Source organism: uncultured Ruminococcus sp., from assembly GCF_947301925.1.
Lineage (GTDB): Bacteria > Bacillota > Clostridia > Oscillospirales > Ruminococcaceae > Ruminococcus.
In genome coordinates, this window is the sequence record NZ_CAMYUE010000023.1 from 16351 (window position 1) to 31527 (window position 15177).

The following is a 15177-nucleotide window of genomic DNA, read 5'->3' on the forward strand; positions in this document are numbered from 1 at the left end:
GCTTTTTTCATCCGACTATGCCCGAGCGCTCAATGCCCTCGGTGAAGTGCTTCTGCATGAACACATACATCAGCAGCACGGGAGCTATGGACAGCAGGCAGCCGGCCTCCTTCCATACTATCTGCTCTCTCGGACTGATCTGCACCGTAGGATCGTTGAACAGACGCATCTTCAGCTCGTTGTCAAGATTGGTCAGCATGAGGGCTATGGTCTTCGTATCGGTAAAGAAGGTATTGCTCACATAGTAGTCGTTCCAGTACCACACCACCGAGAACAGGAATACCGTCAGGAAGGCAGGCGTCGCATTGGGCGCGATAACGCTGACGAATGTGCGCAGGGGCCCGCAGCCGTCTATGTAGGCCGCGTCCTCCAGCTCACGGGGCAGCCCCTTGAAGAACTGTCTGAATATGAATATCATAAGTCCCGCCCTTATGCCGTTTGCCGTGAGGGCAGGGAGATACATGGTGAGCCTGCTGTCGATGAGGTTCACCGTGAACAGTCCCTTTATGCCGAAATAGCGGAACAGGGTGTACAGAGGCAGGGATATTACCTGGGTGGGCACAAGTATCATCATTATCACTATGCCGAAGAACAGCTTTTTGCCCCTGAAGCTGAAACGCGCGAAGCCGTAGCCCGTCAGGGCGCAGGACACCACCTGCACCAGGGAGCAGCCTATGTTCAGCAGCAGAGTGTTTCCCAGCGTCTTCCAGTAGTCCATGGCGTCTATGGTCTCCCTGATGATATCCAGGGTATAATGCCTGGGGATCCACATGACCGTAGGGTCGCTCATATCCGCTCTCTCCCTGAAAGCGCAGCTTATCATATATATAAGAGGGTACATTATGACGAAGCCCAGACCGAGAAGTATGACTGTCCTGAATACGGGCCATATCTTCTCCGCAGCCGCTTTCCTGCGCAGATAGCCCCTCTCCTCCCTTGTCATTGAGGCCATGCGGAGCCTTTTTGCCTCTCTCCTGCTCATGCCTCCGCCTATTTCCCCGGCGGTCTTTGCACGTGGAGCCGTATTGCCGTCAGCCATATCTCTCACCTCCTCACTCGTCCTCATAATATATCACCTTTCCCGTTATCCACGCGAACACGCCTATGGCCGCAAGGACAATGGCGAAGTACACCCACGCCATGGCGGAAGCTCCGCCGAACTCCCACTGGTTCTTCATGTCCACGATGCGGTTCATGACCTTGTTCATGGGGTTGGTGAATGAATCTATAACGGTAAATATCAGATTTGCCAGTATAAACGGCCCCACAGAGGGAAAAACGATCTTCCAGAAGTATTCCCACGAGGTAGCCCCCTCCATCTGAGCGGCCTCCCTGACGTCCTTGGATATATTCTGAAGTCCCGCAAGGAACAGGAGTATCTGTATGCCCGAGCTCCACACTATGCCGAATACATTATCGCTTATGCTGCCTATGACCCTTTCCATTCTGTCGCTTATGCCGTATATGCCCAGGAACTGCATCAGCTCTCCCACAAGGTCGGTGGAGAACATGGTAGAGAACTGCTCCGCTCCCGAATTGCCCGTGGACTCCATATCGCCGTTTATTATCCTGAAAACGGGTCCCGTGGCTATGATGACGGGCAGGAAGAACACCGCCCTTGCAAGGGTGCGCCCCCTGAACTTCTGATTGAGTATCACCGCAATGAACAGCGAGAACACCAGTATCAGCGGAGTTTTCCAGAGGGTCTCCAGCAGGGTCTCCATGAGGTAATCCGTATAGTAGGGGTCCTCGTTGAGCACCTCAATGTAGTTTCTAAAGCCTATGCACTGGGTTTTCAGTGCACCAGGCTCCACCGAGACGTCACAGAAGGAGTACCACAGGGACTTTCCCAGCGGTATGAGGAAGAACAGCACCGTTCCCACCAGCCACAGGCTTATAAAGCCGTAGCCGTACAGCGATTTCCGCCGCTGATAGGATATGACGCGACGCTTTTTCTTATTGCCGGCCGGAGCCTCAGCCTTTTCGCTCACGGTATCTTCCTCCTTCCTGTTATTCTTCATCAAAGCGCACCTCTCCGCCGTCCCATTTCACGGTACGCTCCGCAAGATCGGTCACGACCGTTATACCGTTGGAATATTCGGTGGTTATAATGTCGCCGTCCTTTTCATAGCCTGTCATGAAGCTGTCCGCCACCTGCTCCAGCATAGGCGCAAGCTTTTTCTGAGCCTCTGCCGCAGACTTCGTCCAGTAGCTGTAATTGGCGTAATAGAGCTGATCCAGCTCCGTATCCTTCAGCTCCCCCGCTTCCTCGTATATCATATCGTAACTGAGACAGCTTCCCGTTGCCGCCGACATCAGCAGCATATCCTCGGGATCCGCCGAGCCGTTCACCGCTGTTGAGGAATAGGGCACTACTCCGTGGAGCACCATCTGGTAGAATGGTATATCCTCGTCGAAGATATCGAACCTGCTCGAACCAATGGGAACGTTCTTTATCCTGCTCACATAGGGCAGAACGCAGGCATTTGCCCTGTCAGCCAGTATGCCGCCGTCAAGGCTGCCGTCAAGCTTTCCGCAGCCCTCCGCCAGCAGCTTCTCCGCCTTTGCGCGTGAGATGGTCTTTTTGCCGTAATCACCGTAGAGGGAACCGGTAAGGCTGTCCAGAGACACGCCGTTCAGCCCGTTTTTGGGAAAATTCTCTGCTATATCGCCGAAAACATCGCTGTAATAGCTCGGCGAGAGCAGCGACATATTCTTCCTGAAGCCGTTGGGTATGCCGTAGGCTCTGTCATAGCTCACCACCCGCGAGTATGCTCCCGAAACCCTTACAGCGGTATCGGTGAATGAGTAGTAGCCGTTGCCCGAACAGAAGTCCCTGTTATCAGAAACGGGGTACAGGCTGTAGCCGCTGTCGCTTATCATATCGGTCAGAGCGGCAAAGCCCTTCTTTCCGCCCAGCTTGCCCGAGGGCTTTCCGTCGGTGTCCACCTTGTTCTTTATGCCGTCGTCGGTCCAGTTCTTGTAGGATATGACCATATCCTCCACGCCGCCGTCCTTCAGCTCTCCTATGATATCCGCCGCCTGACCGTAGTCCGTAACGGCTGTCCTGAGAGACAGGGGTATGCCCAGAACCGGCTTTTTCTTCATCATTCCGCCGTAGAGAGTCAGATACATGGGAGCCTCCATAGCTCTGCTCCTTACGGTCACTCCCTGTTCCTCCGTCAGGTACTGCCTGTACCTTGCGGCGATATCCGCATAGCCGACGCCCTTTCCCGATATGGGATAGTAAAGCATCTCTATGTCGTCGGACTTTATGCCGCCGCTCTCAAATACGGTATACTTCTCATTGCTGCTGCCCGACATATAGAAGCTGTCGGTGCTGCGGAGAATAAACGTGAAATTGCATATATTGTAGCTGCTGTTGGACTGCTTTGACACATTCGCCGTGAGAAAGGCGTTTGAGTCGCCCTTTGCCGCCACAGCCAGCAGAGCGTTGTCCTCCTTGACGATGCCGTAAACGGGCAGGTATATCTGCTCCGTCACCGCTCCCCTTGTCTGAGGGACAGCCGTAACGTCGTTGCCGTAGACTCGCTGCTGATAGATATTGTTCTGGAATGAGCGGTTGTTGTTGAAGCGTACCAGCGCACCGCTGCCGTCGGGTATGACGAAATAGCCCTCCTCCTTGTCGGAGGCGGCTCCGAAGCTTCCCAGCACCGTCATTTCCGTAGCCACATTGGCCTTGTTGGTCTCCTCTATCTCCGAGACCTTTACGCCTGCCCTGAGATGATCCTCCTCCAGGGTATACTCCACAGGCACGCGGAAACCCGCACTTTTGTAGTCGTAGACCACGCGGATACCGTTCTTTATGTCGCTGACCGTGAATGTGCAGTCCCTTTCGCTGCCGGAGCGCAGAACGTTGTTGCCCGAGCGGCTCAGCGGCACACCGTATCGGAGCACGTTTGACGAGCGAAGCTCGTCCGCAAGCAGCTCCGTGGCAGCCCTGTCCTGTGTGGCCTCAAGAGGCGACGACCACCAGATATAGCCTGTTTCCTTGTTTTCTATGCCGAACACGGCGCTCCTGTCGTCAACTATCATGCGCAGATTGTCGTTCTCCGCACCGTAGCGGAATGCACCGAGAAAATGCTTCCTGTCGGCGGTGAGCCACGCAAATCCGCTGTCCGATCTGTATACACGCCTGCCCTCCTCGGTGGAGTCGTAGGTGAATACGCCGTCCGTATCCTTCATATCCCTGTCCAGCAGCTCAACGGTCTTTCCGTCGCCTGATATGAAGGCGTATCTGTTGTCGAGGGTGGAAACGACCTGTCTCAGCCTTACCACCTCCGAAGCTTCCTCGTCCGTAATGACGAAGAACCGCCCTGCGTCGCTTACCCAGAGCTTTCCCTCGCCGCATTTGCTGCCGCTCTTGAAGGAGGCCGCAGCCTGACCTGTCCTTGTATCTATTATAACAAGATCTCCCAGCTTTTTAAGCTCGGCGATCTTGTCCGCAAGGAGCTGCTGCTCCTCGGTGTATTCCTTCCTGCTTTTCGGCTTGCCGCCTGTCTTTTCCCAGAGCGCGTCATCGAAGTCCTTATCCTTGAAGTACACATCGTACCCCTCGTCGGAGCCTATCTTCTTCAGGTACTTCTCAGCGTCCTCAGCGGAAAGCTCCGCCTTTTCCACGGCCTCCGTGCGCTTTGCCTTCTGCTCTGCGTCCACGGTCTCTGCGGAAGTCTCCGAGGTCATACCGCTTTCCTCCGTGTCCGCATATACCCTGCCCGACACCGTCACAGCCGACACTGCCGCAATACACAGGGCGATCTTGATGAACCTCTTACCCATACGCACCGCCTCTCACACGCGGGCTCTGTATGAGAGCTCGGTATATACGGAGGAAATGAATATGAATACCTGCTGTATCAGCGACATGAGCAGCACCAGCAGGAACAGCATTATCAGCATGGCAGCCACGGTCAGCACAATGGCCAGCACCGTCTTGCCGAAGGAGTACTGATGCACCGACTTTATGGCAGAAAACAGCAGTATGGCCGTCCAGCCCACTCCTATGAGCTGGATTATCTGCATGAACACGAACTCGTCCCGTATGAGGAAGTGGGAGAGTATCACATTGATGTAGAGCTGCGCCGTATAGGGTATAAGCGCATAGGCGCTGTAGATACATATATTTTTCAGCGTGCCCTCACCGTCAAGGAGGGTACACACCGACCAGTTGCCGATGACCCACGCTCCGAAAAGCACGAAGCTCCTGACTATATAGGGGATTATATTGAAAGTCTTGTCGTAGGTCACATAGAACTGAAAGCCGTAGAGCCTGCCGTAGGCTATCTGCCCGAAAAAGAGGAGCACTATTATCAGCGCCGCTATCTTCAGCGAGCCGGACTTCTTCCAGCGCATATCCTCGAAGCCCTCAACGGGGTGCATAACGGCATACTTCACCCACTGCTTCTGAGAAAGCTCCATCATGACTGCTCCTCCCCCTTTCCTGCGTCTCTGCGCTTTTTCCTGTATTTCTTCAGCACAATGAGGGCAGCGGCAGCCGCTGCTGCCACGGCAGCTATAGCCGTGAAGTGCTCCTTCAGGAACTCCCTGCGCCTTCCCTCAAAGGCCTTGTTGTATATATCGCCTGCCTCCGCAAGCTTTGCGTACTTCATGGCGCCCTTGTAGTCGCCCTTGCGCAGCAGAGCCGAGGCCACGCCCTCGTATGCCCTGGTGTAATTGCCGTCGCGGCTGAGGACCTCCTTCCAGGGCTCCAGCGCCTCCTCATAATAGCCTGCGTTATGGAGAGCCGCCGCCTCATGGACGATGCTTCCGAATGAGGTCTCCCTGAATACGGTTATGCTGTCCTTCATGGAGTCAAGCACATAGAGATCGCTGCCCAGTGACTCCACCGCCGCCGCATGGTCGAAGCCCCCTGTCTGCTTGGCAAGGGCTCCTGTGATGAACAGCAGGTTGCAGTCCTCATCGTACTGGAATACCCTGCCCGTAGTGAAGTCGAGACAGTTTATGCAGCCGTCGGAGGATACGTCGATATCCACTATGGACGGCGCCATGACCTTGTTTTTCGATGTGTCGTACATGGGAGTATAGTCGCCGAAGGACAGCTCATAGTCCGCGAAGATGTTCCTGCCTGCGGCGTTGAGCTTCTTGACGGTATCCGTCCTCTGAGTTCCCGAGGCAGTACAGGTGAAAATGAAATCCCCGTCGATATCGAAGGAGGTTATGCCCGAGGGGACGGTCCTTGTCCTGTGGGCCTTCTTCTCGTCGGACATGAAGATATTCTTTATGTAATTGGCGATGATCTTTGCCGTAGGCTCCACACGGTTTGCTCCGTAGAAGCCCGTGAAGCTGCCGTCGGGGGCGAACATTGCGGCTCCCGTGGTGATATTTCCCAGCACCACATAGACGTTGCCTGCCTTGTCGGCGATGACACGCTGGGGCAGGAAGGTGCGCTTCTTATCGTACACCTCCGACTGCGGCCTTGTTATCTCCATCTGAACAACGCCCTCCTTGTCGGAGACGAGCACGCGGGAGTTGTCGCTGTCGGCGATGTAGATAAAGCCGTTCTCCGCCGATACGAACACGCCCATGGGCTTGTTTAAAGTAGTTTCCGAGCCGTCGGGCATGATGAAGCTGTCATAGACGCGGACAGCACTCTCAAGGCTGCTGTCGGCAGCTATTATGCGATTATTGCCCGTATCTGCAATATACAGTACGTCCTCGCTGTCGAAAAAGATATCATGGGGATCGTTGAGAGCTCCCACGCCCAGATCATAGCCTGTTACGGCACGTTCCGCCCTGTAGCCCGACTGCGAGGGAACTGCATCCCCCCACTGGTCGTAGTTGTAGCTCTCATAGGGGTCTCCCGTATCCGCAAAGGCGGGAGAGGTCACAGAAAGACACAGTGCGGCAAGGACGGCCGCCGCCGTAAAGATACCATATTTTCTTTTCACTTGCCTCACTCCTTTCTGCCCGATGGTTTCTGCTTACTCTTTTATACCCGAATGAGCCATGGTCTCGATGACCTGTCTCTGAGCCAGCATGAAAATGATTATAGGCGGTATCAGCAGGAATACCGCAGCCGCCATGGCTACGCCCGCCCTTGCAAGCCCCGACGCAGCCGCCTGTGTGACCACAGTGGGAAGGGTCTTGTACTGCTCCTTGAACACCACAGAGCCCGTCTGTATATTCCACGCCCCCTGGAATGCGAATATTATCAGGGTCATGAGGGCAGGCTTCTGGTTTGGTATGACTATCTGCCAGCATATGCGGAAAAGTCCTGCTCCGTCCACCTTGGCAGCCTCTATCATGGAATCAGGCACCTGGCTTATGGACTGCCGCATGAGGAAAAGTCCCATGGGCGAGGCCACCGCAGGGAATATCAGCGCCATATAGGTGTCTATCATATGGAGCTTCGCCATAACGATGTACTGCATGATGTATATTACGCTGCTCTGATAAAGCAGAGCCACGACGATAACGCCGTTTATGAACCTGCTGCCCGGGAATCTGCACTTTGCCAGCACAAATGCCGCCATTGACGAGAAAACGCACTGTAACACGGTCACCGTCACGGTCACGAATATGCTGTTGAACACATAACGCGAAAACGGCACTCTGTTCTGGTGCAGCACCCTGAACATATCCCTGAAATTGTCGAGGGTGGGTCTTACGGCATAGAGCTTGGGAGGGAACACGAACAGCTCCTCCACGGGCTTTATTGACATGATGACCGTAAGATATATGGGCAGGAACATGAAAAGTCCCAGGAGAGTCAGCAGCAGGAATATCATAACGCTGCCGCCCATTTTTCTGCCTGCCTGTCTGTTGGAAGCGCGAAGCTTCGGTGTTTTTGTCTCAGCCACTGCTCCGCCTCCTCAGTCCATATACTTGCCCAGCACCTTGCTGATGAGCTTGTTCAGCAGGAACATGGCAACGAAGAGTATCATACATATAGCCGAGGCATAGCCCATCTCAAAGCGCTGCCAGCCGTAGTCGAAGGCATGGGTCATGATGGTATGAGCCTTGTAGTCCGTACTCGGGAAGCCCACAAGGTTCTGGGCGACTGTGCCTGCGGTAAAGGAGCTGACTATCTGCATCACCGCAGCGAACATGAGCTGCGGCCCCATTGACGGTATAACGATGTATATGAGCTCCTGCCAGCGTGTGCGTATGCCCTCGATAGCTCCCGCCTCGTACATGGAGCGGTCTATGTTCTGGAAGCCTGCGCGGAGGGCAAGGAAGCCTGCTCCGAGAGATATCCACAGCTGCACCACTATAGTCGCGCCCAGGACGTATCTTCCGTCGGTGAGCCACTGCACGGGAGCGTTGATTATCCCCAGCTCTATAAGGAAAGAGTTGAGATAGCCGTTCATATCGCCGCTGAATATCAGCTTCCACACCGTGTAGACATTGGCCATTGAGGGAGCATAGAATATCAGCGTGAAAAAGGTCTTGAGCTTAGGGTGCATCTCGTTTATGAGCCAGGCCAGCAGGAAGCACAGCACATAGCTGACGGGTCCTGTCAGCAGGGCGAAAACGATAGTTACCCTTATGGAGCGTATGAATATCTTGTCCGACAGGAAAAGCGTGGTGAAATTGGAGAGCCCTACATATTTTGGCGGTCTTGCCATGTCGAAATCGGTAAAGCCCATAGGCAGGGACATGAGCACGGGAACCACCGTGAACAGTATGAAGAAGGCCATAAAGGGCGCCAGCATACCGTAGCAGGCCTTATTGCGCTTTATATCCCGCCACAGTCTGCCTTTTCCGCCCTTTGCGGACTTCTTTGCACCGACTGCCATTTCACTCACTCCTTTCTGTTGCGATTGCAGGGGCGGCGTTTCGCCGCCCGTTAAGGGAACGCCTTCTCCTGCAAGGCGGCACTAATCGTGTCCGGCACCCTCTGTCAGTCCTTGACCTGACCAAAAGAACAAAGTCCCTTCGGAATCACGTTCACAGACTCCGCCGCTCTCTCAGTCCAGGCCGAGATTTTTCCGCTTTCGCGTTATCTCGTCGTTTATGTCCCTGTTGTACCAGATAAGGGTATCACGGGGATTCTGCTTCTCGTTTATGGTCTCTCTGAAGGCGTTCATGATATTCCGCGTCACCGCGTATGAAGCAGGGGTTACGGGTATCTCCGCAAGCTCCTCCTGCTGGGCACGGAGCCTTGAAAGCTCGTCCCCCGACCATGAAAGCTGTCCGAGAGCCTCTGTATTGGCCGTGTCAAAACGTCCCATGGTGCCCATAAGCCCCTCTATCTGGGAGGCGAACTGCACCTGTGTATCGGTATCGGTGAACCACTTGACGAAGCGCCATGCGTTCTCCTTGTTTTCCACCTTGTTGAATATGACGGCTCCTGCGCCGTTGGAATTGGCGGCGTGTGAAACGGTGCCGTCCTCCCTCACCGTGCCGGGTACGGGACAGAAGTCCCAGAGGCCGTTTATCTCGGGAGCCGCAGCCGTCAGCTGATTGAAGAAGGTATAATTGGCAACGACTATGGGATATTCTCCCGTGCGGAAACGGCTGAATGCGTCGTAGGTCTGCTCGAAGCTGTACTTCGTGTAGAAATCCGTCCACTCCTCAAAGGACTGCACCGCCTCGGCGGAGTCCAGATCGGAAGCCGTCAGCCCCTCGTTGTAGTAGTTCTTCCCCTTCTGGAGCAGAAGCATGGCAAAGGTATGGCCTGTCTCCGTGGCAGGGGATATATCATTGGGCGGCAGGACAAGTCCCACCGACATATAGTTTCTCTGCAAGGCAGGCAGCATATCCCTGAGCCCGTCCCAGGTCTCGGGAGGCGAGCCGATGTCCAGCTCCGAAAGGATATCAGTGCGGTAGAACATCATGGGGAAGCTCTGACTGACGGGGATACCGTAGCAGCCGCCGTTGTAGGTATACTGCGTCATGGCGTTTTTCTGGAAGCGCCCCTTAACCTGGCCGAAGTCCTCAAACTGCGACATATCCACAAGGAGGTCACGGGCTGCAAGGTTCACGGGGAACTCTCCCCCGAGGAAAAGCGCCACATCGGGGCCCTTTCCCGCAAGAGTCGCCTCAACGACTCCTCCCGTGACCAGATTAACGGAAACAGGTATTCCCGTTTCCTGCATGAACTGATTTTCCGTCATTTCCTTGACCACCTGAGCCTGATCTCTGCCCAGAGCCACCCAGACCTCTATGGCCTCCTCTCCCGTGACGTCCGAGAGAGTGGTGTAATCCTCGAAGAATGAGCCTATAAAGGCGTCAAAGCCGAATTTCAGCGACTTGCCCAGCTTTTCCCTGCAGCTTGTGAAGCTCCTGTCCGCTGAGGCGAACTCGATGTAATCCACTTCAAGGGGCTGCTCCCTCTTTTCTCTCAGCCAGGCCGAGAGAGAGGCGCTGCCGTCCTTTATCTGTTTCAGATAGGAGGGTATCTTCAGGGGCTTTTCCGTACATTTGTCCAGTATCACCGCCATATTCTCAACGGCGGCCGCCTCTGTACCCTTGCTTCCCGTGATAGCTTCTATGCTTTTCTGTATGTCCTTCAGCTCCGCGGATATGCCGCTGAACCTTTCCACCAGCCCGGGGATCTTCTCGTGGACATAGTAATCCGTATACTTGTCGGGAGCGGGTCCGGTTATCATCATCACCCTGCGGTAATAGGTGTTGAGCTCCTTCACGTCGTCCTCGAGCCTGCGGAGCTGCTCCCCTATCTCTCCGGGGACAGCCTCCATGGTAATGGTATGGTCCCTTCCGCCCTCAAGCCATATGTACACAGGCTCGCCGCCGCTTTCTGGCGTAGTGACCGACCAGTCCGTATCATAGCGGAACTTAACAGTATCCAGTTCCTGACAGGGCACGGCTCCGTCAATATATATGCGCCTGTCGGAATCAAAGCCGCGGAGCTGATCCTGTCTGGCCTTTATGCCTATCTTATACCAGCCTCCTGCACCTATGTCCTCCGCAGGTATATCCCATGTCACGGACTGGAGAGCCTTTTTCCAGCTTCCGCTGCCGAGAGTGTTGTATACCATTTTCCGTGGATCGGAGGGCGATGCAAGGTAGCTGCTGTTATCGTATGTGGGATAAAGGGTGGGGTCGGATTTCAGGGAAGCGCTCTCCCCCTCTATCCTGAACAGGGCGGAGGCTGTCCCCTCTACGGTCACGGAGGCTCCTGCGGAAGCGGCGTACTCGCTGTATGCGGGAAGCTCCTGCGGCTGGCAGAACCGCAGCTCCGCAACAGCAAGCTGCGCCCTCTCGGAGGTGAGCCTCAGCTCGTGAGAGCCCTTTTCAAGATAAAAGAACAGGGGCTCGCTGAAAAGTCCGTCCACGTCGCCGAAGAAGCAGCTCTGCCAGAGTGAGCGCTGCACCTGGGCGGGACGCACCTGATTTCCGCGTATATCCGTATATATATCCTTCTCGTTGACCCATACCCTGTTAAGTACCAGACGGGAAGCCGTATCATAGGGCAGTGTACCGTCTATTTCGAGACCAAGCTCTACGGAGGTGCTTGTTGATATCATGGGGCAGTAGTCAACGGCAAGGCAGTAATTTCCCGTTTCGGGCACCTCAAAGCGATAGGTGACCTGACCGTCGGCGCTGTTCCAGAGCAGGGCGTTATCACGGCTCTCGCCGCTGTCGTCGGTGAAGCTGCCCTTTCCGAAGTCTCCGCCCTCTGCGGAAGCAGTATCAGCGCCTGTAATGACTATCTCTGCGTCGGGACGGCTCTCTGCGGAATACAGATCATAGTAGGCCCCGAAGCTCATTATATCGCTGTCGGGAACCGTTATGGCATAGTAATCCGCGGCAAGGGCGGCTCTCACGGAAGCACGGTCTGCTTCCGCCGCGGCTGCTGACGGGCATATCTCCGCTCCCACCGAGAATATCAGCGCCGCAGCGCCCGATATCAGTCTCCGCACAAATCTGTTCACTTCCGCCTTCACCGCCTTTCTGCCTGTTATAAACAAAAATGCGCAAGCTCCCGCTGGTCGGGAATTATGCGCACAACCGGCCTGACCGCAGCTCTGCTCAAACTGCAATTTCCTTTAAAGTCAGTATATCAAATTTATTGTATAATGTCAAGAAATCCCATATGCACATATTATAAATAATATATTTTACAACACACCATTTAGCTAAATTATCAGTTTTCATCATCAAACTGAACAAACCACATATGCACCGTATGTGCGTTCATACAAATAATTACTGCCCGTATGGCGTTCAAAAGAGCAGAAATTTACTATTATTAAAAAAGTGTAAAATCTCACCGCGTTTTTACGTTTTGTATTGACATTCCGTGGATTGTGTGGTATGATTATAGTGTAAAAAAGCATTCGTCTTTGCATAAATCATTATATCATTATATCAAAAGGAGCGATAAACTTGGCAAACGTGCTCGAAGTCAAAGAGCTGTCAAAGCAGTACTCCAAGGTCCTCGCTGCCGACAAGGTATCATTTGAGATCGCAGAGGGCGAGATATTCGCGCTCATCGGTCCCAACGGCGCAGGAAAGACTACTACTATACGCATGATATCCACCCTGCTCCAGCCTACCTCCGGTGACGCTGTGGTAGCAGGTCACAGTATACTGAAGGAGCCTGAAAAGGTCAGAGAGTCCATAACCTATCTCCCCGACGAAGCAGGCGCATACAAGCATATGACAGGCGTCAAGTACCTGCGCTTCATGGCAGGTCTGTTCACCTCGGATATAGAAAAGCTCAACGCCTATGTGGAAAGAGCAAAGAATATCTGCGGTCTGGGCGAACGCCTCAACGACAAGATAGGAAGCTACAGCCGAGGCATGATCAGAAAGCTGCTCCTTGCGAGAGCCGTTATGACAAAACCAAAGCTTGCAATACTCGACGAGCCCACCAGCGGCCTCGATGTGCTCAACGCCATCGAGATACGCAAGACCATAAAGAAGCTCGCCGCAGAGGAGGGTATGTCCTTCCTTCTCTCATCACACAATATGCTCGAGATAGAGTTCGTCTCCGACCGCGTTGGCATCATATCCAAGGGTCATCTCATGGTGACAGGCACCACGGCGGAGCTGAAGGAACGCTACAGCGCTCCCAACCTCGAGGAAGTCTTTGAAAGGGTGGTGAAAGAGAATGAAGTTCGTTAACCTCCTAAAAAAAGAGCTCTCGGAGCTTATAAACGCTCAGATGATAATAGGACTCATCGTCTCCCTCTCCCTGTTCTGGCTTATGGGAAACGTCATGCAGTCCGTTACAGAGGAGCTTGCAGAGGATTCCAGGAACACCAACGTCTATGTATGCGACATGGACGATTCCGATGTCACCCATGACCTCATAAAGGACATGGAGAGCAACGGCGCTGCCGTCAACAAGGTCACGGTAAACGGCGAGGATTACGCCGCGGCGCTGAAGGATAAGGACTACAAGAGCTTCGTTGTTCTCCCCAAGGGCTTCGGAGATACCGTGAAAAGCGGCAAAAAGCCCGAGATCCTTTCCATTACAAAGGTAAAGTCAGCCTCCGCATTCAGCGGAATGACAGGCGGTACAGATACCGCCGAGGCTCTCATAAACAAGTACCTCAGCGTTGAGTTGTCAAAGCAGCAGGGCGTATCCGAGGAAGAACTGAAGAATATCGAGTCCGAGCTCAGCGTGGTCAGCCACACGGTAGTAGCTGATAAGTCCGCAAAGATATCCAGCGGCGCCATAATCGGAAAGATAACCTCCCAGAACCTCATACTCCCCATCATCATCATGGTACTCATACTGATGACCTCACAGTCGCTTATAGCGTCTATATCAAACGAAAAGATCGACAAGACTCTGGAAACTCTGCTCTCCGCACCTGTTTCAAGAGGCTCTGTCATAACCGCGAAAATGCTGGCAGCAGCTATCGTCGCACTTATAAATGCAGGCGTTATGATGTTCGGCTTCTCGGCCTACTCAAAGGGCATGACGGGAGCTGTCACCAGCGACCTCAATGTAGACGGCATATTACAGGACAATCTTACCACAGATCAGGCATTCAGGCAGCTGGGACTCAATCTCGGCGTCACCGATTACCTGCTGGTAGGCGTCCAGCTCTTCATAACGATCATGATATGCCTTGCTATTTCGATAATACTGGGAGCTCTGGTAAACGATTCAAAATCGGCACAGACAATGCTCCTCCCCATAATGATGATGGTAATGATACCCTGGTTCGTGTCAATGTTCACAGATGTGAACTCACTTCCCATGGTACCCAGGATCATCGTCTATGCTATCCCCTTCACACATACATTCACTTCCATACCTAACCTCATGTTCGGAAACACCGCCGAATTCTGGATCGGTATGGTATATCAGATAGTGGTGTTTGCCATCGTGATGTTCTTTGCTCTCAGGCTTTTCAAGTCAGACAAGATACTCACCATGTCCCTGAACTTCGGTCAGAAGTCCAGATTCAAGAAATCAGGCAAAACCAACGAGGATTGATCCTCTTCCCTTTCCCCATGAAAAGGCGCAGCAGTTTCCACCCGGGAGCTGCTGCGCCTTTTTGTGCCCATATACCGCACTTTCTCCATAAAGTAAAAAGCTATGCAATAAATGCATAGCTGTACAAATAAAATGAATAAATATAGAAGGGGAATTGGGGGATTACTTAATCCATCTATAATATAACTCCCCAACCTTAAAATAATCTTAAACTTGTCTTAATTATACCTGAAATTTTTATTTTACAGAAAAAGCCGTCTCCAGAGCTATCTCCATCATGTCACGGAAGGTGGTCTGCCTCTCCTCGGCGGTGGTGGACAGCCCCTTCAGAGGGCAGTCCGATACGGTGAGTATGCACAGAGCGTTCTTCCCTGCCCTTGCGGCGTTCATGTAAAGCGCCGCCGCTTCCATCTCTATGGCAAGGACTCCCATTTTCTTCCAGTCCGCAAGGCTGTCGGCGTCATCGTAGAAGGTGTCGCTGGAAAGGATATTTCCCACATGGAAGCTGCTGCCCTTTTCCTGCGCAGCTTTTACCGCTGCGGAGAGAAGGCTCCACGAGGCTGTGGGAGCATATGTGCCGGGAAGTCTGTACTGTGAGGCATAGGCGGAATTTGTGCTGGCGCTCATGCCGATAACTACGTCGCGGAGCTGAACGCCGTCGTCAATACCGCCTGCGGTACCCACTCTGATGATGTTCTCCACGCCGTACTCGTTGAAGAGCTCCCATGAGTATATGCCTATGGAAGGCATACCCATGCCGCTTCCCTGCACGG

Annotated in this window: 11 protein-coding genes; 2 read left to right on the forward strand and 9 right to left on the reverse strand. The window is 53.6% G+C overall.

Annotation, left to right across the window (positions count from 1 at the left end):
* Positions 1-7 precede the first annotated feature (7 nt).
* The 8 genes from Q0Y65_RS14865 to Q0Y65_RS14900 form a co-directional block, all read right to left on the reverse strand.
* Positions 8-1039: a carbohydrate ABC transporter permease gene (locus Q0Y65_RS14865; protein ID WP_297961592.1), complete on the reverse strand. Its 1032-nt coding sequence runs from the start codon at positions 1037-1039 to the stop codon at positions 8-10.
* A gap of 13 nt (positions 1040-1052) precedes the next feature.
* Positions 1053-2021 carry a carbohydrate ABC transporter permease gene (locus Q0Y65_RS14870; protein WP_297961595.1) on the reverse strand — a complete coding sequence of 323 codons (969 nt, stop codon included), beginning with the start codon at positions 2019-2021 and terminating at the stop codon, positions 1053-1055.
* Positions 2011-4800: a DUF5696 domain-containing protein gene (locus tag Q0Y65_RS14875; RefSeq protein WP_297961598.1), complete on the reverse strand. Its 2790-nt coding sequence runs from the start codon at positions 4798-4800 to the stop codon at positions 2011-2013. The genes Q0Y65_RS14870 and Q0Y65_RS14875 overlap by 11 nt, the downstream gene beginning before the upstream one ends.
* Positions 4801-4812: 12 nt before the next feature.
* Positions 4813-5442, reverse strand: coding sequence for a Yip1 family protein (locus tag Q0Y65_RS14880; RefSeq protein ID WP_297961601.1), 630 nt, complete (start codon positions 5440-5442; stop codon positions 4813-4815).
* The gene (locus Q0Y65_RS14885; RefSeq protein ID WP_297961603.1) at positions 5439-6929 is read right to left on the reverse strand and encodes a hypothetical protein; all 1491 of its coding nucleotides are present in this window, start codon (positions 6927-6929) and stop codon (positions 5439-5441) included. The genes Q0Y65_RS14880 and Q0Y65_RS14885 overlap by 4 nt, the downstream gene beginning before the upstream one ends.
* A gap of 33 nt (positions 6930-6962) precedes the next feature.
* The gene (locus Q0Y65_RS14890) at positions 6963-7841 is read right to left on the reverse strand and encodes a carbohydrate ABC transporter permease (protein WP_297961606.1); all 879 of its coding nucleotides are present in this window, start codon (positions 7839-7841) and stop codon (positions 6963-6965) included.
* A 12-nt stretch (positions 7842-7853) separates the two neighbouring features.
* A complete protein-coding gene (locus Q0Y65_RS14895) occupies positions 7854-8780 on the reverse strand; it encodes a carbohydrate ABC transporter permease (RefSeq protein ID WP_297961609.1) in 927 nt (308 codons plus the stop codon).
* 171 nt (positions 8781-8951) lie between these two features.
* The gene (locus Q0Y65_RS14900) at positions 8952-11918 is read right to left on the reverse strand and encodes an extracellular solute-binding protein (RefSeq protein ID WP_297961611.1); all 2967 of its coding nucleotides are present in this window, start codon (positions 11916-11918) and stop codon (positions 8952-8954) included.
* 427 nt (positions 11919-12345) lie between these two features.
* Here Q0Y65_RS14900 and Q0Y65_RS14905 point away from each other — a divergent pair, with 427 nt between their 5' ends.
* Together Q0Y65_RS14905 and Q0Y65_RS14910 are read left to right on the forward strand one after the other, a co-directional pair.
* On the forward strand, positions 12346-13077 hold the full coding sequence (locus Q0Y65_RS14905; protein ID WP_297961620.1) for an ABC transporter ATP-binding protein: 732 nt from the start codon (positions 12346-12348) through the stop codon (positions 13075-13077).
* Positions 13064-14404, forward strand: a complete 1341-nt coding sequence (locus tag Q0Y65_RS14910; RefSeq protein WP_297961614.1) for an ABC transporter permease — start codon at positions 13064-13066, stop codon at positions 14402-14404. The genes Q0Y65_RS14905 and Q0Y65_RS14910 overlap by 14 nt, the downstream gene beginning before the upstream one ends.
* Before the next feature lie 237 nt (positions 14405-14641).
* Here Q0Y65_RS14910 and Q0Y65_RS14915 read toward each other — a convergent pair.
* On the reverse strand, positions 14642-15177 hold a 536-nt coding region (locus Q0Y65_RS14915; RefSeq protein ID WP_297961617.1), incomplete at its 5' end, for a purine-nucleoside phosphorylase.